The 19,509-nt window shown below is 46.6% G+C and carries 23 protein-coding genes and 1 pseudogene; 9 read left to right on the top strand and 15 right to left on the bottom strand.

The genetic code is table 11. The annotated features are described in order from the left end of the window. Positions 1 to 67: 67 nt before the first annotated feature. A complete protein-coding gene (locus MKY48_RS32865) occupies positions 68 to 691 on the top strand; it encodes a class D sortase (RefSeq protein WP_339268966.1) in 624 nt (207 codons plus the stop codon). Positions 692 to 794: 103 nt separating this feature from the next. Here the strand turns inward: MKY48_RS32865 and MKY48_RS32860 are convergent, their stop codons facing one another. The 4 genes from MKY48_RS32860 to MKY48_RS32845 form a co-directional block, all read right to left on the bottom strand. Beyond that, entirely contained in the window at positions 795 to 1,172 is a 378-nt protein-coding gene (locus MKY48_RS32860) for a hypothetical protein (protein WP_339268965.1), read from the bottom strand. Between the two features lie 205 nt (positions 1,173 to 1,377). After that, on the bottom strand, positions 1,378 to 1,983 hold the full coding sequence (locus MKY48_RS32855; protein ID WP_339268963.1) for a response regulator transcription factor: 606 nt from the start codon (positions 1,981 to 1,983) through the stop codon (positions 1,378 to 1,380). After that, the gene (locus MKY48_RS32850; protein WP_339268961.1) at positions 1,980 to 3,101 is read right to left on the bottom strand and encodes a sensor histidine kinase; all 1,122 of its coding nucleotides are present in this window, start codon (positions 3,099 to 3,101) and stop codon (positions 1,980 to 1,982) included. Before MKY48_RS32850 ends, MKY48_RS32855 begins: the two co-directional genes overlap by 4 nt. A 19-nt stretch (positions 3,102 to 3,120) precedes the next feature. After that, positions 3,121 to 4,257, bottom strand: coding sequence for a DUF418 domain-containing protein (locus MKY48_RS32845; RefSeq protein ID WP_339268959.1), 1,137 nt, complete (start codon positions 4,255 to 4,257; stop codon positions 3,121 to 3,123). Between the two features lie 245 nt (positions 4,258 to 4,502). On the opposite strand from MKY48_RS32845, the gene MKY48_RS32840 reads away from it, so the two are divergent. Both MKY48_RS32840 and MKY48_RS32835 read left to right on the top strand, forming a co-directional pair. Continuing rightward, the gene (locus tag MKY48_RS32840; protein ID WP_339268957.1) at positions 4,503 to 5,240 is read left to right on the top strand and encodes a hypothetical protein; all 738 of its coding nucleotides are present in this window, start codon (positions 4,503 to 4,505) and stop codon (positions 5,238 to 5,240) included. 90 nt (positions 5,241 to 5,330) lie between these two features. Continuing rightward, on the top strand, positions 5,331 to 5,669 hold the full coding sequence (locus MKY48_RS32835) for a hypothetical protein (protein WP_339268955.1): 339 nt from the start codon (positions 5,331 to 5,333) through the stop codon (positions 5,667 to 5,669). A gap of 46 nt (positions 5,670 to 5,715) precedes the next feature. On the opposite strand, the gene MKY48_RS32830 is transcribed toward MKY48_RS32835, so the two are convergent. Both MKY48_RS32830 and MKY48_RS32825 read right to left on the bottom strand, forming a co-directional pair. Further along, positions 5,716 to 6,171, bottom strand: coding sequence for a hypothetical protein (locus MKY48_RS32830; RefSeq protein WP_339268953.1), 456 nt, complete (start codon positions 6,169 to 6,171; stop codon positions 5,716 to 5,718). Positions 6,172 to 6,213: 42 nt separating this feature from the next. Then, a complete protein-coding gene (locus tag MKY48_RS32825; protein WP_339268951.1) occupies positions 6,214 to 6,726 on the bottom strand; it encodes a hypothetical protein in 513 nt (170 codons plus the stop codon). Positions 6,727 to 6,889: 163 nt separating this feature from the next. Between MKY48_RS32825 and MKY48_RS32820 the strand changes: the two are divergent. Next, positions 6,890 to 6,985, top strand: a pseudogene (locus MKY48_RS32820) (ankyrin repeat domain-containing protein); the annotation flags it as partial. On the opposite strand, the gene MKY48_RS32815 reads toward MKY48_RS32820, so the two are convergent. From MKY48_RS32815 to MKY48_RS32780, 8 genes are all read right to left on the bottom strand, one after another. Next, positions 6,946 to 7,275 (bottom strand): hypothetical protein, encoded by a 330-nt coding sequence (locus tag MKY48_RS32815; RefSeq protein WP_339292042.1) that lies wholly within the window; start codon positions 7,273 to 7,275, stop codon positions 6,946 to 6,948. The pseudogene MKY48_RS32820 and the gene MKY48_RS32815 sit on opposite strands and share 40 nt — an antisense overlap. Before the next feature lie 74 nt (positions 7,276 to 7,349). After that, positions 7,350 to 8,216, bottom strand: coding sequence for a DUF4179 domain-containing protein (locus tag MKY48_RS32810; protein WP_339268949.1), 867 nt, complete (start codon positions 8,214 to 8,216; stop codon positions 7,350 to 7,352). 176 nt (positions 8,217 to 8,392) lie between these two features. Continuing rightward, a complete protein-coding gene (locus tag MKY48_RS32805; RefSeq protein ID WP_339268947.1) occupies positions 8,393 to 9,292 on the bottom strand; it encodes a DUF4179 domain-containing protein in 900 nt (299 codons plus the stop codon). 250 nt (positions 9,293 to 9,542) lie between these two features. Next, complete coding sequence (locus MKY48_RS32800; protein ID WP_339268945.1) at positions 9,543 to 10,523, bottom strand: DUF4179 domain-containing protein; 981 nt, start codon at positions 10,521 to 10,523, stop codon at positions 9,543 to 9,545. 4 nt (positions 10,524 to 10,527) lie between these two features. Continuing rightward, entirely contained in the window at positions 10,528 to 11,064 is a 537-nt protein-coding gene (locus MKY48_RS32795) for a sigma-70 family RNA polymerase sigma factor (protein ID WP_339268943.1), read from the bottom strand. A 380-nt stretch (positions 11,065 to 11,444) separates the two neighbouring features. After that, entirely contained in the window at positions 11,445 to 12,890 is a 1,446-nt protein-coding gene (locus MKY48_RS32790) for a DEAD/DEAH box helicase (RefSeq protein ID WP_339292041.1), read from the bottom strand. 272 nt (positions 12,891 to 13,162) lie between these two features. Continuing rightward, a complete protein-coding gene (locus MKY48_RS32785) occupies positions 13,163 to 13,597 on the bottom strand; it encodes a VOC family protein (protein ID WP_339293575.1) in 435 nt (144 codons plus the stop codon). A gap of 134 nt (positions 13,598 to 13,731) precedes the next feature. Next, entirely contained in the window at positions 13,732 to 14,112 is a 381-nt protein-coding gene (locus MKY48_RS32780; protein ID WP_339292040.1) for a HEPN domain-containing protein, read from the bottom strand. Positions 14,113 to 14,253: 141 nt separating this feature from the next. Between MKY48_RS32780 and MKY48_RS32775 the strand changes: the two genes are divergently transcribed. Further along, positions 14,254 to 14,607, top strand: coding sequence for a helix-turn-helix domain-containing protein (locus MKY48_RS32775; RefSeq protein WP_127592702.1), 354 nt, complete (start codon positions 14,254 to 14,256; stop codon positions 14,605 to 14,607). A gap of 202 nt (positions 14,608 to 14,809) precedes the next feature. Next, on the top strand, positions 14,810 to 15,682 hold the full coding sequence (locus tag MKY48_RS32770) for an SMI1/KNR4 family protein (protein WP_339292039.1): 873 nt from the start codon (positions 14,810 to 14,812) through the stop codon (positions 15,680 to 15,682). 110 nt (positions 15,683 to 15,792) lie between these two features. Here MKY48_RS32770 and MKY48_RS32765 read toward each other — a convergent pair whose 3' ends face one another. Then, complete coding sequence (locus tag MKY48_RS32765) at positions 15,793 to 16,146, bottom strand: helix-turn-helix transcriptional regulator (RefSeq protein ID WP_339292038.1); 354 nt, start codon at positions 16,144 to 16,146, stop codon at positions 15,793 to 15,795. Positions 16,147 to 16,306: 160 nt separating this feature from the next. On the opposite strand from MKY48_RS32765, the gene MKY48_RS32760 reads away from it, so the two are divergent. From MKY48_RS32760 to MKY48_RS32750, 3 genes are all read left to right on the top strand, one after another. Continuing rightward, the gene (locus MKY48_RS32760) at positions 16,307 to 16,669 is read left to right on the top strand and encodes a hypothetical protein (protein WP_339292037.1); all 363 of its coding nucleotides are present in this window, start codon (positions 16,307 to 16,309) and stop codon (positions 16,667 to 16,669) included. Between the two features lie 119 nt (positions 16,670 to 16,788). Further along, positions 16,789 to 17,529 (top strand): Bax inhibitor-1/YccA family protein, encoded by a 741-nt coding sequence (locus tag MKY48_RS32755; protein ID WP_339268931.1) that lies wholly within the window; start codon positions 16,789 to 16,791, stop codon positions 17,527 to 17,529. 296 nt (positions 17,530 to 17,825) lie between these two features. Next, entirely contained in the window at positions 17,826 to 19,304 is a 1,479-nt protein-coding gene (locus MKY48_RS32750; RefSeq protein ID WP_339268930.1) for a YdiU family protein, read from the top strand. The last annotated feature ends 205 nt before the right edge of the window (positions 19,305 to 19,509 follow it).

Here is a 19,509-nt window from a genome sequence, read left to right as displayed (position 1 = left end):
TCTAGTTGGCTATTGTCTAACCGGCAGTCGCCGACTGACATATTAAAGCAGATTGGAAGGAGAGAACATGCGAAGAATAGCAGGTATACTCTTGCTGCTTGCCGGTATGGGGATCGTGACTTTCGCTGTCATTCAATATGTCGAACATCAGGCAAACTTAAAGGAAGCTATGGCGGAAGCCAATAAGCTGATTGGTCAGTCAGACACAACAGATTATTCGAATGAACAACGTGCGGATCCTGTATCCTATCAGGATCACTTAATAGACAAATCCAAGTTTGATCCGAAACCGAATGATGTGATCGGAATGCTTCAAATCCCCAAGCTGGAAGCAGAACTTCCGATCATCGAAGGTACGGATGAAGAGATGCTCGAGAGAGGCGTCGGACATTACAGCGGTACCGCTTTTCCGATGGATAATGAGCAGATCTTACTGTCTGGACATCGGGACACAGTATTTCGAAATTTCGACAAGTTGTCGGTAGGGGATCGTTTTATCGTAAAACTGCCTTATGGTACATTTGAATATGAGATTCAAAGCACGGATATCGTAGATAAAGACGATACATCGGTTATTCGTTCTATGGGAACCGAGGTGCTGGTCATTTCGACTTGCTATCCGTTTCGCTATGTGGGAAATGCGCCGGAGCGTTATATTTTCTATGCTTACCCGGTCGGTGATCATGGATAGATTGGGATACAAAAACAACGCAGCTTATGAGGCTGCGTTGTTTTAGCATCTAAAGAATGTATACTTTTCGACCCTTCGAGCTTTTCGCTGAACATGCACAACGCTACTCACCAGCACCTTCGGGTTCAAGCAGGAGCAGCAGCTCAGCAATGGCAGGAGCAAGCTTATCGTTACCGTTCATCATCGCGGTGAAAAGAGGCATCGCCTCCCTTAGCAGCACATAACTGAAGTAATAATAGCTGATAAAGACCTCCGACTCATAGCCAGGCGGCGTCTCTTCCTCCCATCGCGATTCATCTTCTTCCTCGTTCTCCGGCCATAAGTACCTTAAGTCCAGCAGCTTGTCCATCGTCTCCATCGTATGCTGCGATTCCATATACTCCACGGTTATAGCAGAGGCTACGGCCAAGTACAGCTCAACTTCCTCCGAGGAGACCTGAGCTGGTGTCCGCTTGGCAAGCTTCCGCAGGAGTATAAGCAAGGCCCACGGCGAGGGTCCCTTGGTGCTCGATCAGGTTGGCCAATTCCTCATACTTCCCGGTTTCCATGAGCCGCGGAATGTCCGTTCCTCTTCCATAGGCGGTCGTCAACCGCTACCATGGAATGCTGGTTGTCGTTTGGGCCAAAGCTTTCATTTCGATCTCCTCCTTAAAGTCATAAACAAGGGGCGCTGTGTCCGAGGATGTTTACAGCCATCCTTTATCCTCGGCGATTGCCACGGCCTGCTGCCGGGATTCGGCCGCAAGCTTCTGTATGGCTGAGGAGAGGTAGTTGCGAACAGTTCCTCTCGTCAGGAATAGGGCATTGCTGATCTCGCCGGTGGTCATGCCTTCCTTGGTTAAGCGAAGCATTTCGATTTCCCGTTCGCTGAGCGGATTCTCTTCCTTCATGAATAGTGCGGCCGCTAGATCGGTGCTCACAACCCGCTCGCCCTTCATGACCCGCCGGATGGCTGCGATCAAGAAATCGATCGGCTCGTCCTTTAACAGATAGCCCTCCACCTGCGCATCCATCGCTTTTTGCAAATAACCCGGGCGCGCGAAGGTCGTAACGATCATGATTTTGCAGGGCAGAGCTGCTTGACGTATGGACTCGGCCAATTCCAGGCCGCTGATATGAGGCATCTCGATATCGAGCAGGCACACGTCCGGCTGATGCTGCTGGATCGCGTCCCAGGCTTGCTGCCCGTCAGGCACCTCGGCCACGACCTCGATGTCATCTTCGAAATTAAGCAGTGAGGCGAATGCGCCGCGAAGCATTTTTTGATCTTCCGCAATGACGATTCGAATCATGAAGCGTCCTCCTTTTCATGTCGGCGAAGGGGGAGATTTAAGGATACCCTGGTGCCTCCCTCAGGCGAAGGGGCGATGGCGAAAGAGCCGCCCAGCGTCTTCATCCGCTCCATGATCGACGGGATGCCGTTTCCGTCGCTGTTCCCTGCCGGCCCCACGCCATCATCCGCGATGTAGATTCCGAAGGCATGTTCCTTCGTTTCCAGCCTAATGGTGCACCGCTTGGCCGGGCTATGCTTGATGATATTGGTCATGGCTTCCCGGACACAAAGCGCAAGCATCGTTTCCTCTACGCTGGATAACAGCGGGGGCTTCTCCGGATTCTCGATACTCAGCGAAATTCCCGCCGTATGCAGCAGCTTGGCCGCATGCTCCAGCTCGCTTGCCAGAGAGATGAACTTCATATCGGATACCAGCTCCCTCACTTGCTTCAGGGCGGTTCGGGTGGTATCCAGAATCTCGCTTAGCTCTCGCTTGGCTTGGGCAGCATCCTTATCCACCCATTTCTTCGCCAGCTCGCTCTTCATTTTGATCATCATGAGGGTCTGTCCCAAGGTATCGTGGAGATCCCTAGCGATTCGCTGTCGCTCCTCCTGCTGGATATACTTTGCGATCTGCTCGTTGGCTTCATCCAGCTCCCCCTGCAGGCTTTTCGCTTTCTCCTTAATGTAGATGACGATCGGATATACCGACTGAATGATCATGACCGGAAGGTAAATGGCATTGGACGTTTCGAGCAGCGGTTCCTTTCGGAAAACGAACACGAGCAGGAATGATAGGGCAATGGCTGCACAGCCGATGGCGATATGCACCTTGGACTTGGACCGGCCCAGCAAGTCGGCAAAAATGATCCCGAACAGCATGGTGCTCGGCCCCGTATACACCCCGAGTACGCCTACCGCGAACAGGCCCGTCAGCACGGCAGCCAGTAGCCAGCCGCCCCGGCGCCACAGCGCGACATAGAACGAAACAAGGAACAGCAGGAGCAGCAAAAGGCTGCCCCACAGTCCCAGCGCCGTATCCGAACGAAACACCCGGTAGCATAAGAATACGGTCAGTACGATATCGATGAGCAAATAACTTTTGATCTGATCCCTCGGGTACAACTTATAGAACATATCAAGCCCCCAACTTTGGCTATCTTGATTCGAAGAAACCTACCGCCTGTTTGCGGATGGTCTCCATGGGTCCCAGCTTGAAGCCGCGGAGCCATAGGGACGACATGCCCAGCAGAAATGCGGAGATTACCAGCCAGATGGCGATAATGGCCGCTGAATTCAGCTTGCCGGCAAGCCCCAACCCCCAGCCGTAAAAAACAGCGGATGCGAGGATGTTCTGGAGCACATAGCAGCTTAGCGACATTTTTCCGACGTTCTCCAGACGGCGCCATAGCCATTCCCATTTCGTATATTGTATCATTCTCGCCATGATTGCTATATACCCCATGGACATCAGCGGGGCGAATAAATAGCGCACCGGTAGATCGAAAGCGCCGCCGGGGATAAAAATGAGCAAGTTGAGCGGCACACCGACATATATCCCAAGCTTAAATAGTGTACTCCGCAGCTTTTTGCCGTTCTCATCCGGGGAGAATACCCCTGCCCGCATGAAGCGAACCCCCAGCAGGAACAGAAACACATTGGTCGGAATCACGAGGATGGCCTCCATTCGCAGCGGAAGGAAGTTCGCCAGCCGATATTGAACTTGCTCCACCCAAGTGCCTTCTTGATAGAGAGCAACGACATCGCCAAAACTGCCCAGCGATACGCTTGCGCCGCTTGCCAGCATCAGTGCCGCGAGGGCCAGAATTGCAATGGCGAAGACGCTGCCGATCACGTTCATCGTGCGGGCGATGAGCCGGTCGCCACCCTTTACGATGAAGGCTGCAATGATTGCGGTAACTCCATAGCTCATTAAGATGTCATACTCCATGACCAATATAAAATGCAGCAGGCCTTCGAGGACCAGAAACAGGACGGCCCATAAATAAACACCCGGCCACGGCTTTCCCTTGCGCTTGGCCTGCCGATACTTCATTTCCAAGCCGACACCAAACATGATTGTCAGCAGTCCGAGCAGCTTCCCATTCACCAGGAATAAGACGATCATTCGAAGTAAGTCATTCGCTCCCCACCAACCGGAATGATCAAATGTTGTAATGTAGTTGAGGTCCCCCGCATGTGCGAAGATCCAAATATTCGTCCCAAGCGTTCCCAGAATCGCAAAGCCCCGCAAAATGTCCAGCAGGCGGATTCTGTCTTTTCGTTGTTCCATCTCCGATTCCCTCTCTCCTTGTTGATTCTCTCGTGTTTTTATTGTAGATGCGATCCGTTTGATGCAACATTCACACCTGTAAAGAGATCCATATGACACGTGTCATAACATTTGGAAGAAGGGAGTTGGGCAAGCGACGATGGGGCTATCGTCACCACTTGAAAATTGTGGAATAATGGTTAGGAGTACTGCCAATTGAGGTTCGTAGACGGAAGTGAATCTACTCAAAAATAGGAGGAGTGATCATGTACATCGTATCTGAACCAAGACTTCTATCAGATGGTCAAAATCAGGAGTTTGTCAGGGAGGATGCCGCTGTTTATCCGCCTGGCTACCTGCGGTTTTTGCAGCGATTCGGCGAAGGGACTTACAGAGGGTGGATGAATGTCCAGTTACCGGATACGGAGGTACTTCAGCCTTTTGCCGAGTACGGGTTATGGGAGCACGATGAAGACAGCCCGATTACAGAGCAAGAGATTGCTGAGTGCATCTCTATAGGCACAACGGTGGACGGTGATTTTCTGGCGGTGCATCCGAAGGTGGCCGGGTTGTTATGGTTGCCCCGGCATGAGGAGCGTATAAAGGCGATTTCGCTGCAGGCACGGGAGCAGGACGATGAAAGGACGTACGCGGTGGTGCTGGATGAAATATTTCGTCAGGTGTATGGGCGCAGCCAAGAGGAAGCCGTTTATTATGAACCGTGGACGGGTACGCGGAGTCATCTCTTCTTACGCTTGCCTCCGGTGCAGGATGGGCTGTCATTACCTGAGTTGGCGGGAATGTGTCAAGCGGCCTTTCCTTCTGATCTGTCTATTGAAACGCCCTATGTTTGCCTTTTGTTCTACCGAGAACTGGGCGGATATGTACGATTCAATTATGCTTATCAGCAAGAGGTAGCCATCTTCTATGAACAGGATGGAGGGCAGGCGTTTGCCGTTATGGAGGCATGGCTCTTGTCGAAAGGGTGCGAAAGGATTTCATAACACATAGGCCGGAAAACATCCAGACGTTTTGATAGTAGGTATTATACGCTTGATTTGGATATCAGCCTAAGCTTTGAGCAGTATCAACGAATGTCCAAACACGAGCAGCGCGAGGCACTGGGTATTTATCTCTACGACTATCTGTCAGAATCCGTTGCTAAATATAAAAAGCATGCAGATGCGGCAAACCAGAATCTGCTGCTGGACCGGATGAAGGTATGGATGCTCGAAAACGGTTGGCTAAATGGAAAAATCTATCAGGCACGGGAGCTTCTATCACAAGACATCGACCTCTATGAGATCAGCCGAACGCTGCAAATATCGCTAGAAGAAGTGGAATATATGTATCTCCGCATGAATGGCCATGAACCTGCAGACGTTCATCCCGATAACATAGCAGCAGGAAAAGCCCCGCCATATCCTTTGTAAGCGCCTAAGGAGCTGTTCATGCGGTAGGAACTGATCAAGCGGCAAGCTAGAGCTGTCCCAAATCTCGAAGTACCGTCTCCAGGATCAGCCGCGTATCCTCCTTGAGCTTGTTGTTCAAATGTTCTCGGATGTAAGGGACAGCCGTTTCGCCGAGTTCGATCAACTGCTCATACGCTTCATAGTCGGTTTTCCAGAAGCTGTACGGGCTGCCCTTGCCGAACTCTCCCTGCTCGATGACGGTAACCCAGTGCATAACCTGCTCCCGGAGGGACTTTTGCTGTACCGCATTTATGGCCGCCCGAAAGGCTTCGTCTTTCTCTTTGACGTCAGGCATGGCCTTGTACAGCAGCTCTTCGCTGACACATCGCCGGAGCAGCTGACTGGTCGTCAGGGAATCTCCCCCGACGCGGTCCGCCGCCGAGACATAGGCGATGAAATCATCAGTCCGACGGAGCCGCTGAAAGTCGTGCTGCAGGCGATGGATCACATCGATGGCAATCAAGAATAGCTGCGAGTCGAAGAGCTCTTTCTCAAACAGATAACGCTACTCGATATCGAGATAGCCGGGCTCCTCCAACATGATGCAGGCATACATGCGAAGCCATGTCCCGAGCCGCTCCGGCAAGGTTTCGTACCTAAACGGATAGTCGGCTTCCGCGTATTTCAATTCATAATAAAGCTGCTCTCGGATCCGGTCATCCCCTCGTTCCGGATGCCGCTTCCGTTCATATTCGAGGGCAAGCTCCACGCTTTGGTCCAGACCTTCGAGATTGTTGATGTATATGACGTAACTGCCGTGATACGTATCGGTGTAAATGGAAAAAGCATAGATATCCTGGTTGTTCCCTTCTGAGACGTAGTTGTCCATAGCTGATTGGCAAAACTCGTACAGCGCATCCTCCAGGTCTTTGGAGCTTACTAGATTTACGTCATTCGTCTGGATGGAATCCAGCTCGACTATGGTCTTATCGGGGGTACAGAGTATGTAAAGCCCGCTGCCTTCCAAATCCCGTCGCCCACTGATTAGTTTGCCGATATGCATGTCGTACGCACTCATTGCTTTGAACAACTCCTTTGATTTGATCGTTTATGCCATATTCAACGCTTGCCGGAGGCATTCCTGCCTTACAATTCATGTGAAAAAAGGAAAATTCATTCCAATTATTGAATTAAGGAAGAAGCATACGTACACAGGATTTTCGCAGGGAGGAAAATAGAAGATCGTTCTGAAAGATATCGGTAAATTCGAAGAGCTGCCGGAAATAGCCATGCACATCTACAAAGGAAACATTCCGGCTTTGCAGGAAGAAATCGCCGCTGGATCGGTTACATCGGCCTCCGCTGGCTGGCCACCTCCCTGGTAGCTCGTCCGGATCCGCACGCAGCTGCTCGACCGGCCTGCAGCTCCGGAATCGCCACCGGTTACATCGGCCTCCGCCGGTTGGCCACCTTCCTGGTATCCCGTCCGGATCCGCACGGAGCTGCAGCTTACTGCACTGAGCATCAGATTAAGCCAAGAGACGTCCGAAATACACCGGAACATTTGGAGGCGCTGCAGCGGATTCTTGTGAATGCTGGCGTTGAGCTGAAGTGGCCATCCATTCATGCGGTTTAACCACGTCAGTCCGATCTATTTATCAAAAAAACCACTAAACGCTAGGTTAGTGGTTTTCTGCATGATTAATTAATTGAAACAGGGAATCCGATTTCCTCATCATCCTCATTGACCGGGACAAGCATGTACTTTTCTTTCCCTAGATCAATCGGGCCAAAACGGTTATAGGATTTTTCTTTAATATTGAAAGCATAACTTGCTCTAGATCTAACTTCCTCTCCACTAGCCGATAGTAGTTTGAAGAAGGTTTTTTCCGTGCCTTTCGTTAGATCATAATAAAGTAACGTCGAAACAGGAGAGACGATCATTTTATTAAGGTTTACCTTTTTTCCGTTATGAAGTGTTACGGTTTTGTTTAATTGAACGACTTTTGTATCCTTCTGGATATGGTTTGTTGATGCCTTTACATTGAATACCCATGGATTTTTAATTGTAACCTTCTTTTTGTTAAGGTTATAGAACGTGTCGTACGTTATTTTGATTTGAAGAGGTCCTTTATCCGGCAGCTCACTAAATTTTATATCTCCGTAAATCGTATATTTGTTGTTATTTACTTTAATCGTTTGAGACCCTCTTGTTTTTTGAAGGTCTTTCCCGTTGATCAGGACACGTGGAGTGAGTTGGGATTTTTCATCAAATTTAATCCCCTTGGCCGGCTCGTATGTTGAACTTATTATGAGTCCGTTCACATCGACCAGCACTTCATTTAAAGTCAGCTTGCCGTATTTATTCTGGACTGTTTTTCCAACCTGAGTTTTATAGGTTGATAAATCAAGTAGTTTATTTGGATCAACAAACTGTTCAACGGTGCCAATTGGTGCCTTTGCATGCGAGACCTCACCAAAAGGAACTGTGATGCCTGCTGCCAGAACAGAGGTAGCGATTATACCTGTGATCCATTTCTTCGTTTTGCTTTTTTTATTATTGGACATCGTCTAATACCTCATTTGTTGGAATTTTTTGCGGCCATGTGAAATCTTGATAACAACTGAATCGTTACTGGTTCGAACCTACTATGTAATACGAACGAAAAGGTATAAACCTATCAGCACAAGGGGATTTATATCAAAAAACCACTAAACGCTAGGTTTAGTGGTTTTCTGCATGATTAGTTAATTGGAACAGGAGATCCAATTTCCTTGTGACTATTAACATCTTGATTACTATTAATCTCGTGGCTAATAGGGACAAGAGAATACTTCCCTTTTTCTAAATCAATCGGGTCAAAACGGCTGTAAGACGTTTCTCCACGATCGTGAGCATATGTTACTCTAGCTTCCAATTCCTCACCGCTAGCTGAAACAAGTTTGAAGTGTGTATTTTCCGAGCCCTGTGTCAGATCATAATAAAGTACGGTTGAAACAGGGGAGGTAACCATTTTGTTAAGCTTAACTTTCTCTCCATTATGGAGTGTGATCGTTTTGTCTAATTGAACGGTTTTCGTATCTTTCATGATTTGGTCTGTTGATGCTTTGATGTCAAATACCCATGGATCTTCTATCGCCACATTATCTTTGAAACTCTTGCTGATCGTATCATAGGAAATTTTGATTTGAAGCGGACCTTCGGTTGGCAGCTCACTAAACTTAATATCCCCGTAAATGGTATACATATCATCATTCACTTCAATGGATTGTGTTCCCCTGGTTACCGTAAGATCTTGACCATTGATCAGGACTTTTGGATATAGATGTGTACGATGATCAAAAGAAACACCTTTGGCAGGCTCAAAAGTGGAGCTGATGAGGAGTCTGTCTGCATCGACCAGCACTTCATTTAAGGTCATCTTGCCGTATTTATTTTCGACTGTTTTCCCGATTACAGTTTTATAAGCCGAATAATCAAGCGGTTTGTTTTGATCAATAAACTGTTCGACCGTTCCCGCTGCAAATGGCTCTTTTGCATACGAAACTCCTCCGGAGGAAACCGTGATCCCTACTGCCAGAACGGATGCAGCGACTGCACCGACTAACCATTTTTTTGATTTGTTTTGTTTATTACTGGACATAGATGTACACCTCATTTTTTAGAATTGAATTATATCAACTGAATCTTTTTCATATCTGGTTGCTCTCTCTCTTTGTTGTATAACACGGTCTTTAGTGTGTATTGCTCATTCTACCCTCCCAAGCGTTATTGGTTCGAACCTATTAAGTAATACGAATGAAAAGGCATAAACCTATCAGAGTGTCTATAAAAAATAAGATCTATTTATCAAAAAACCACTAAACATTAAGGTTTAGTGGTTTTCTGCATGATCAGTTAATTGGAACGTGAGGTCCTACTTCCTCGTGATTACTATTAATAGGGACAAGTAGATACTTCTCTTTCTCTAAATCAATCGGATCAAAACGGCCGTAAGACGTTTCTCCGATATTGTGAGCATACGATACTCTAGCTCCAAACTCCTTACCACTAGCCGAAACGAGTTTGAAGTGTGTATTTTCCGATTCCTTTGTCAGATCATAATAAAGTACGGTCGAAACAGGCGAGGTGATTACTTTGTTAAGCTTTACTTTTTCTCCATTATAGAGTGTGATGGTTTTGTCTAATTGAACGGTTTTTGTATCTTTCATGATTTGATCCGTTGATGCCTTGATGTCAAATACCCACGGATCTTCAATTGCTTTTTCAGTTTTATTCTTATTGATCGTATCATACGTTATTTTGATTTGAAGCGGCCCCTCGGTTGGTAGTTCGCTAAATTTTATGTCCCCGTAAATGGTATACATATCGTCATTCACTTCAATCGACTGTGTGCCCCTGGTTACGGTAAGATTTTGCCCATTGACCAGGACAGTCGGAAATAAATGGGTCTGATAGTTGAAAGAGACATCCTTGGCCGGCTCAAATGTCGAGCTGATGAGGAGACTGTCTGTATCGACCAGCACTTCATTTAAAGTCATCTTGCCGTATTTATTCTCAGCCGTTTCTCCAATAGCCGTTTTGTAGGTTGAATAATCAAGAGAGTTGTTGTTATCAATAAAATGTTCGATGAGTCCTCCCACAAAAGGTACCTTAGCAAGGGAAACTCCTCCAAAAGGAACGCTCAAGCCTATTGCCAAGACGGAGGCAGCGACCGTACCCACGATCCATTTTTTTGATTTGCTTTTTTTACGTTTGTGAAGCTTTGTTTTTACACGTTTTTCCCACCGTTTTTGTTCAAGCTCTGTTAACTGCTCTTCCTCATACTTGGACACATCAAGCTGCATATCGTTTAATTTTTTATAGATGGACATGGATTTACACCTCGTTTTTAGAAATTACGATCTGTCTCAGCTTTTTACGCCCCCGCGAAAGTTTGTTATGAATCCAGGATTCCTTCACGTTCATTTGCTGCGCCATTTCGCTTGTTGAGACACCTTCTAAATAGTATTTTTCAAAAATAGTCCGATCTGTAGTAGAAAGATGGGCTAACACTTCTGTTACGTCTTGTTGTTGAGATTGAGGCTGCTTTCTGTACATATCATCCGTTATTTCAGCGTTTATATATTTCTGCTGTGTTTTGATTATTCTTCGCTGGTAGTCAATTGCACGATACTTTGCAATGGCGGCAATCCACTGCTTAAATGTATTCTTCTCTTCATCGAATGCATCGATATGCTGCCAAATGGCTAACAGCACATCATCTAGACATTCCTCGTATTCTTGCTGATTGTAGTGCACGTGGCGTTTAATGATCGCTGAGAGCAAGCCCCCGTATGTTTGAATGATGAATGCAATGGCCTTCTCATTGCGTTTTTTAATTTGTTGTACAACGTTGGCTTCTGTAATTCTCACAAACGCTGCCCTCCTTTACGCTTCTGTCTTAAATCTACTATGTAATACGAATGAAAAGGCATAAACCTATCAGTGTGAAAAACGGCCATAAAAAACATGGAACACCTTGGATTTGCGTTCTCATGGGTTTATCTATATCATTCAGCCATAATGATTTTTTCGGGATTCGCCAGGCAAAACAGGGCGAGCATAAGCTGATGCTGATTCATTTTATTGAAATTATCATTTGTGGAGCGACCTTTTTTATATGGCTCATGCTCTTGTTCATTGCATTCTTCACAAGTTATTAACAATCAATTTAAATGATTACACGAGTCCAATACAGAAGGGTGACCTCAGCACATTGCTAAGATCACCCTTGTTATGTCAAATTCAACTTTTTATTTATTCCCTTTGCGCACCTTTAGCAGTTTGCCTTTGACCGTCGTGTTTTGCATCATTTCAAGCACAAGCGGTCCTTTGCCGTTCAGAATCTCAACATCGGTCACAAAATCGAGGATCGTAATAATCCCAATATCGTCTGCAGTTACCCCTTCAAGCTTAGCAATCGTCCCAACAAAGTCTACGGCTCTTAGCTTTTTCTTCTTGCCGCCATTGAAGTTAAGCTTCATAATTTGCTTGTTTAATTGCTCGCGCTTATCTTTTTTCGGTTCAGGCTTAAACTTTAGTTTCTGTTCAAAATCTTCCCTATGGCGATCCACTTCCTGTTCGGAGGGAGCTTTTATTTTCCGAATCGCGAATCCAATATACGCTTCAATGTCGGCTAATCTCCTGTCGTCCCTCGGTGTGACGAAGGTAATCGCTTTTCCCGTCTTGCCTGCGCGTCCTGTACGCCCTGTACGGTGAACATAACTTTCCTTCTCAAGCGGGATATCGTAATTAATAACATGGGTGATATTCGTGATATCGATACCTCTGGCGGCTACATCCGTCGCTATCAAGTAACGGAATTGTCCTCTTCTGAATGCATTCATGACCTCGAAACGCTCTTCCTGCTCCATCCCACCATGAATACGATCACATGAGTAACCGAGATTAGCCATTTCTCTGAATAGGTTGTCCACATGCTCCTGTGTACGGCAGAAAACAATGCAGCTGTCAGGACTCTCAACAATGAGTAGATCCTGAAGCAATGCCAGCTTGTTCGTCTCCATCACCTGAATGAGCGCGTGTTCTATCGTGGCAGTTGTTATACCACTGGCTTGAATCTCAATGTGGGCAGGCTGGTTCATATATTTGTGGGCCAAATTGGCCACATCCTCAGGAAACGTAGCAGAGAATAACATGGTGACCCTGTCACGAGGCAGCTTTTGAATAATCGACTGAACCTGCTCAATAAAGCCCATATTCAGCATCTCATCTGCTTCGTCGATGACGAGATAGGCAATCCGCTCCAGCGAGAGCGATCCGCGTTCAATATGGTCCAGCACACGTCCCGGCGTACCCACAACCATGTGCGTTCTTTGCTTTAACTCGGCCTTTTGGATATGAAAAGGATGCTTCCCAAAAAGAGGGGTCGCCTTGATCCGCTTAAAGCGCCCAATATTCGTAATGTCTTCGTTGACTTGTAACGCAAGTTCGCGGGTTGGCGCTAAGATTAATACCTGCGGCTTATTCTCGTTCCAATCCACTAGCTCGCAGAGCGGAATTCCATAGGCAGCTGTTTTGCCGCTGCCGGTTTGCGATTTAACAACAAGATCCTTCTTCTTAAGCACAACAGGAATGACTTTTGTCTGAACCTCTGTTGGTGTCTCATAGCCCAAACTATGGAGCGCTCTCACAATCTCTTCACTTAAAGGATAATCTGTAAAATGCTTCTCACTCATCTTTAACCTCTTCTACGTTATATTCGAATATCTATATATACAGACTTCCACCGTACATCTATCATATACTCATCCATTATAATCTGAATCCAATGATATGGATCGGTACATTCATGAACGAAAAAGCCCTTAGATAACTATAACCGTAAATCGGTTGATGAATACACAACGTATAAAAGATTCGGTCTTCATATCGGGTGATCGCTTAACCACTTCCGCCAATCCTGCCAAGTCTGCACATGTACCGTTTTATCGATTACTATGTTTTTGGGTCACCCCCGGCTTCTTGAATTCACTATCTCTAAATAATGAGCATTGTACATAATTCCCAGCACGTTGCCGAATGGATCCGTGACAGATGCCGTGATGAATCCTTCTCCCCGGTGTACGAGAGGTTCGTACTCTACAGCACCCATGGATTTTAATTGGCTGAGGGTGGCTTCTATATCATCGACATGCCAGTACATGATCGCTCCGCCGGGGCCGGACGTTGGTTGCGCAGGGGCAAAACGGCGATCGATGAGACCCAACTCGTGCTGGTAGTCTCCAATCCGAAATTCAGCATAGGCCAGTTGACCATCGGGCCCCGAACGTTCGAAATAAGGTGTTATACCCAGCAGATCCGAATACCAAGCCTTTGCCGCGTCCATATCATCCGCCCAGTAACTGATGGTCGCAAATCCTCGCAATGTTGGGTGTGTGCTCATCATTTATTTTCCTCCTATAACCCGTTATGGTTGGTTTTATAGCTATTATGAACTGCGATGACTGACGGCATTATGTCAGTGTTTTGGTTTTTTCTGGGCAGAAGGATTATTCGGGATGCAGATAAGGAACCGTATCACATTCTCCTACATAATTCCCTTAAAACCTCTTCTGTTCTTTTTATCAGCCGATCCATATCTTCTTCCTTCACGACCTCTAAACTCTCTTGATCCTCATAAATTATAAAATTTAACTTGCCAACAAACACCACGATTTCAAGCCCGGGGTTATAGTTCGTATGTAATAGTTGCAAGAGATCAACCAGTGTCAGCTCTGAGCTGGGTAGTGTTTTGTTCTCATAAATAAATAGAGCTCGGATCATGGCCATGAGAGCAGAATGACAAAGGATGAGGGACGTCATGAACCGATTGTGATTTCTCATGATATGAGCTAATTTCATATGATATTTAGCAAGTTGACAATAATCTTTTATTATATGATGCAAACTATTCTCCATAACGGCCGCCTCCTAACGGAAAAAGGGGAGTGTTATATACATTTTAATACCTATGGATATTAATTTTAACAATAATATTTATTGTTTGGTGTTTGCCTCGATGAAACTTGTCTACACTTTTGACATGAAGAGGTGAATGCCGTGATAGATAAGGAAATATTAAAGCTTGTAGGAACCCGGATACGTGCTCTACGCAAGGAGAAGGGCTTGTCGCAAGAAGCGCTTGGTGAGAAGGGTGGATTTCATTTTTCATATATAGGACAGATTGAACGTGGTGAAAAGAATGTATCGTTATTAAATTTGTATAAGATTGCTGGGGCTCTTGATGTCAGTTTGATTCAGCTATTCGCATATGTGGATGAAGAGTTCTTGGTTACCTCTACGGAGAGCGATATTCAAGATATTGTTGGATTACTTCATGAAGCCAATGATGAGAAGCTGCGTTTGGCTAAAAATGTGCTGAGGGAAATTTTAAGAGGTAACGCATCTACATAGATTATTTGTCGACTCCATGCTAGCGGTTAATGTTGGCTGAACTATTATAATGCGTACTCTTCCCGTAACACTGCCCTTGAACAAATTCCTAAGCATCATGAAGTTTATCTGCATTACAAGTGCTCCAGTCTTCCATGCTGGAGAGGGCCATGCTGGAATGGTATAATTTCAGAAAGGATGATTAGAGTGGGAGGCATGAATGATGAGTGAGGAGCTTTTGGAGCAGCTGGAAGAGTGGCACGAAGAGGATGAGTTCGAAGAAATCGTAGATGCGATTATGGAAATCCCTGAGGAAGAGCGGGATTATGAGCTGATCAGCCATTTGGGCAGAGCGTTGAATAATCTTGAACGTTATGAAGAGGCGGTTGAGCAATTCCTATCCATTCAAGAAGAGGGCAAGGATGATCCCTTGTGGCATTACCGCATAGGCCTTGCTTATTACTATTTGGAGCGGTATGAAGATGCGCGGAAAGCATTTGAAGTGGCAGATCACCTGGAACCCGGCGATGAGGATACGTTAGAGTTTCTGGAGTGGATTCGGAACAAAACAGCTCCGAAACCTGCTAAGGAGTCCACTACGGTGACTTATACGGACCCCGATGTGCTGAATTTCTGGGATGATGGTGCCCTTGAGGCAGACCAATACGTCTCGGCTCCGCCTACGGATGAATTGATTGAATCCGTGGAGGAAGCACTGGTCTTCAAGCTTCCCGCATCGTATATTCAAGCAATGAAATTACATAATGGCGGGATTCCCCGGAACCGGAAGTTCCCTATCGGGGATGGAGCGCAGGATTATATTGAAATCACCGGTATTTTGGGCATTGGACGAGACAAGAAAAAATCATTGTGCGGGAGCCTGGGCAGCCGCTATATGATCGAGAATGGTGGATACCCTGAGATTGGCGTGGTCATTTGCGATTGTCCTTCCCAGTCCGAGGTCGTGATGCTGGATTACCGCTCATCCGGAAATGACGGGGAGCCAGAGGTTATCCATGTGGACAAGGCTAATGATTACAAAACAACCCGACTTGCTTCGAACTTTGAGGCTTTCATTGGCGGCTTGGAAAAATAATATAAGCAAGAGTTATCTATATTTCGCAGTCCTAAAAGATTCGTAAAACGAATAAAGCATCTCCTGAGTGGGAGATGCTTTTTCTTTGTATATGTAAGATGGGGGTGATATTAGTTCTCCCGATGATCCATAGTATCCACGATGTCTTTAAGTACACGAAAGAGCAGCTTACTTTCAGATAATGTACGAGAATAAAGCAGCGAGCTGATGGATTCTAGGACCTCTGCCTTCTCACTTGCGGTATCCAGACTCTCTGTCTCGTGGAACTGGAACATAGCTGCTGACGATACTCCTAGTCCCTCGATGATTTTTTCCAGTGTTTCAATGGATATATTTCGTTCCCCGCGTTCTACCGTTCCTATGTAAGAGGCGTTTATCCCAGCCTTTTCTGCTAGTTCCTCCTGTGTCATTCCCTGTTTTTTTCTAAGCTGCTTGATTCGTTCACCTATCATTTTCAGGAGCATCTTTAACCACCTCTATTCCAGATTAAAGAAGTAGTATGGGAACAAACAGAATATAATATTCGATATTTAATTGAAAATAGTGCTTATATACACTAAAATGAAGTTATACATCCAAGTGTCTCCAACTTTAACTTTAGCTAAAGGATAAGGTGCACAAAGAATGCAATATCTGAATGTTTTATTAGAATCTTTGGATGATGAGAATCAGGCATACTTCTACGGGGAGCGCTTAGTAATCGATTATGTATTGCTTACAGCTATTCAGCGTGAAGTTGAGGAGGTCAATAAAAGGCTTCGTGAGGAGATTTATCGTCTGATGAATAACATCGTTGGGAGCCTTCATGTCAATTTGTTTATTGTTAAAGTAAATTATCTGGTGGATGAAGCCATCCTTGCATTCATGGATGTTTGTGGGAACAAAAAGGAAGGTCGATGTGTAGCACAAAAAAGACTAATGGTGTGGATTGCAGAAGAAGATCGTCATGACTTTCAGATTTATGGATATTATCGGCTTCATCAATAGAGCTTCCCATTGAATTAGTCCCATTTCCAATTCATCCGTGATGCAATATTTTTTGCATCCTAAAATATTCCAACCTGTGCTAAAATGGATACAAAAAAGAAAGTTAGGGAGGCATTTAATTGATAGGGCGCAGTGGGAATCCGACACTAAACGAAGAAACATTTGAGAGAAGTGGGTATTATAACGGCCAGGAAACGATGACGATTGGCGGAACGGTGAACAAATCGTTCATGCTGCTCGCGCTGCTGATCGGGGCGGCGGTCATTTCATGGGTGATGTATTTTAACGGGTATGATGTATTGCCGTTGTTGATCGGGGGAGCAATAGGCGGCCTCGTTCTTGCGCTGATCATCAGCTTTGTGCCGAAGGCAGCACCTTATTTGGCGCCGATCTACGCGATTGTGGAAGGATTCGTCCTCGGTGCATTATCCGCTCATTACGAAGATTTGTATTACGGAATCACTTTGCAAGCGGCTTTACTGACGATGTGCATATTCCTCGGTATGCTGCTCGCTTATAAAACAGGTCTGATCCGGGCAACCGCAGGCTTCAAAAAGGGGATCATTGCAGCAACCATCGGCGTTGCGCTTGTATACCTGTTTAGCTTCGTTCTGGGCATGTTCGGTGTGGCGGTGCCTTACCTGCATGACAGCACCCCGATCGGCATCGGAATTTCGGTTGTCATCATCATCATTGCTGCCCTGAATTTCATACTCGATTTCAACTTTATCGAAGAGGGAGCACAGCAAGGTGCACCCAAATATATGGAATGGTACGGCTCTTTCGGTTTGTTGGTTACGCTCGTATGGTTGTACATCGAAATTATCCGGTTGCTGGCGAAGCTGGCGAACCGGGATTAATATCTGGATTGGTATGGTCAACATCGCTGTCGAGGCATTATCGACAGCGATTTTTTTAAGATATCAGAAAGTATAAACTTCGGAGGATCTGCTGCCTGATATCGCAAGAAAAACTACCGCAAAACGCAGTCCTTCTGCTTTGAGAGTACGTCGATAGACGTTTTACTTATGGTATGAAACGTAGCTTTAAACCAGCAGAATAATAAATTTCCTTCAGTAAACCCTACAAAGAGCGACTTGTGTTTAAATAATAAGTAGATACTGTCATCATCAACCTGCTTAAAGAAGGAGATCCCATGACTAATAAGAAAGCCATGATTGATATAGGATGGAATTTTGACAATAGTTATGCCGAACTGCCGGAGTCCTTTTTTACCAAACAAGATCCCACCCCTGTACGCTCACCGGAGCTGGTAATCCTCAATGAGCCGTTGGCGGCATCTTTAGGTTTAAATGCCAAGGCCCTGCAAAGCGCAGAGGGCGTGGCGATGCTCGCGGGCAACGAGATACCTGAGGGGGCATCACCACTCGCACAGGCTTATGCCGGGCACCAATTCGGGTATTTTACGATGCTGGGCGACGGCCGTGCGATCCTGTTGGGTGAACAAATCACGCCGCAAGGTGAGCGTATGGATATTCAGCTTAAGGGCTCGGGCCGGACGCCGTACTCCCGTGGAGGCGATGGTCGGGCGGCTCTGGGTCCGATGCTGCGCGAATATATCATCAGCGAGGCCATGCATGCGTTGGGGATTCCGACCACCCGCAGCCTGGCGGTGATATCCACCGGTCAGCCGGTCACACGGGAGAGGGAGCTGCCGGGTGCGATTCTGACCCGCGTGGCCTCGAGTCATATGAGAGTGGGGACGTTTCAATACGTAAGGGGAGCGGGCACAACCGAGGATCTGCGGATTCTGGCAGACTACACCCTGCAGCGGCATTACCCGGAGGCTGACTTTAGTGGCGGCGCCAACCGTTATCTGGTCTTGCTTCAGGAGGTCATCAAGCGTCAGGCCGCTCTAATCGCCAAGTGGCAGCTCGTCGGTTTTATCCATGGTGTGATGAATACCGATAATATGACCCTCAGCGGCGAAACAATTGATTATGGCCCTTGTGCCTTCATGGATACCTTTGACCCGAATACGGTATTCAGCTCCATCGATTCTCAAGGCCGCTATGCTTATGGCAACCAGCCGTATATTGCGGCTTGGAATCTCGCAAGATTGGCCGAATCCCTGCTGCCTCTGCTGCATGAAGAAGAGGAGCAGGCCGTCAATCTGGCCGAGGGTGCGATCGGAACCTTTACCGATCTGTATCACGAGCAGTGGCTTGCAGGCATGAGAGCCAAGCTGGGAATCTTCCATGAAGAGGAGGATGACGAATCCCTGATCGAAGATCTCCTTAAGATGATGAAAGATCATCAGGCGGACTATACCAATACCTTCCGTGCGTTAACGTTTGACAAGCTGGAGGATACACCTCTAAACGGCACGCCGGAATTGGCTTCCTGGTATGAGCGCTGGCAGGCGAGACTTGGCAGCCAGCAGGAATCGAAGGAACAATCCCATCACTTAATGCGCAGCAGCAATCCGGCGGTCATTCCGCGGAACCATCGGGTGGAGGAAGCGCTGGAAGCAGCGGAGCTGGAAGGGGACTATAGTGTTATGGAGCAGCTGCTCCATGCGCTGTCCAATCCATACGCGCATACTCCGGAACAGGCGGAATATGCTATCGTTCCCGAGCTGTCCCGTCCATACCGAACCTTTTGCGGGACGTAAGGGTACGGGAATGCTCCGAGAACCTCAACGGGGCCAAGCAAGAATTACCTTGCTTGGCCTTTTTCATCATTCATGAGTCGAGAAGCATCAAAAAAGCCCCTGGACCGGTGTCCAAGGGCTATAAATCGTATGGCTATTTTTTTCGAGACCTTATTCAACATCATAGCAGAACGGAAAGAAACAGTCTATATTTTTGCACGGAAAT

The sequence above is a fragment of the Paenibacillus sp. FSL W8-0187 genome (genome assembly GCF_037969755.1).
Taxonomy (GTDB): domain Bacteria; phylum Bacillota; class Bacilli; order Paenibacillales; family Paenibacillaceae; genus Paenibacillus_AQ.
The sequence above is the reverse complement of the archived record's forward strand: the minus strand, read 5'-3'. Positions and strand labels throughout refer to the sequence as shown.

Coding starts and splice junctions, on each gene's coding strand:
- MKY48_RS32750 (WP_339268930.1), top strand. CDS start 17,826: ATGACTAATAAGAAAGCCATGATTGATATAGGATGGAATTTTGACAAT.
- MKY48_RS32850 (WP_339268961.1), bottom strand. CDS start 3,101: ATGTTCTATAAGTTGTACCCGAGGGATCAGATCAAAAGTTATTTGCTC.
- MKY48_RS32785 (WP_339293575.1), bottom strand. CDS start 13,597: ATGAGCACACACCCAACATTGCGAGGATTTGCGACCATCAGTTACTGG.
- MKY48_RS32805 (WP_339268947.1), bottom strand. CDS start 9,292: ATGTCCAGTAATAAACAAAACAAATCAAAAAAATGGTTAGTCGGTGCA.
- MKY48_RS32760 (WP_339292037.1), top strand. CDS start 16,307: ATGCAATATCTGAATGTTTTATTAGAATCTTTGGATGATGAGAATCAG.
- MKY48_RS32855 (WP_339268963.1), bottom strand. CDS start 1,983: ATGATTCGAATCGTCATTGCGGAAGATCAAAAAATGCTTCGCGGCGCA.
- MKY48_RS32825 (WP_339268951.1), bottom strand. CDS start 6,726: ATGAGTGCGTACGACATGCATATCGGCAAACTAATCAGTGGGCGACGG.
- MKY48_RS32810 (WP_339268949.1), bottom strand. CDS start 8,216: ATGTCCAATAATAAAAAAAGCAAAACGAAGAAATGGATCACAGGTATA.
- MKY48_RS32770 (WP_339292039.1), top strand. CDS start 14,810: ATGAGTGAGGAGCTTTTGGAGCAGCTGGAAGAGTGGCACGAAGAGGAT.
- MKY48_RS32845 (WP_339268959.1), bottom strand. CDS start 4,257: ATGGAACAACGAAAAGACAGAATCCGCCTGCTGGACATTTTGCGGGGC.
- MKY48_RS32815 (WP_339292042.1), bottom strand. CDS start 7,275: ATGAATGGATGGCCACTTCAGCTCAACGCCAGCATTCACAAGAATCCG.
- MKY48_RS32780 (WP_339292040.1), bottom strand. CDS start 14,112: ATGGAGAATAGTTTGCATCATATAATAAAAGATTATTGTCAACTTGCT.
- MKY48_RS32790 (WP_339292041.1), bottom strand. CDS start 12,890: ATGAGTGAGAAGCATTTTACAGATTATCCTTTAAGTGAAGAGATTGTG.
- MKY48_RS32835 (WP_339268955.1), top strand. CDS start 5,331: ATGTCCAAACACGAGCAGCGCGAGGCACTGGGTATTTATCTCTACGAC.
- MKY48_RS32865 (WP_339268966.1), top strand. CDS start 68: ATGCGAAGAATAGCAGGTATACTCTTGCTGCTTGCCGGTATGGGGATC.
- MKY48_RS32840 (WP_339268957.1), top strand. CDS start 4,503: ATGTACATCGTATCTGAACCAAGACTTCTATCAGATGGTCAAAATCAG.
- MKY48_RS32800 (WP_339268945.1), bottom strand. CDS start 10,523: ATGTCCATCTATAAAAAATTAAACGATATGCAGCTTGATGTGTCCAAG.
- MKY48_RS32765 (WP_339292038.1), bottom strand. CDS start 16,146: ATGCTCCTGAAAATGATAGGTGAACGAATCAAGCAGCTTAGAAAAAAA.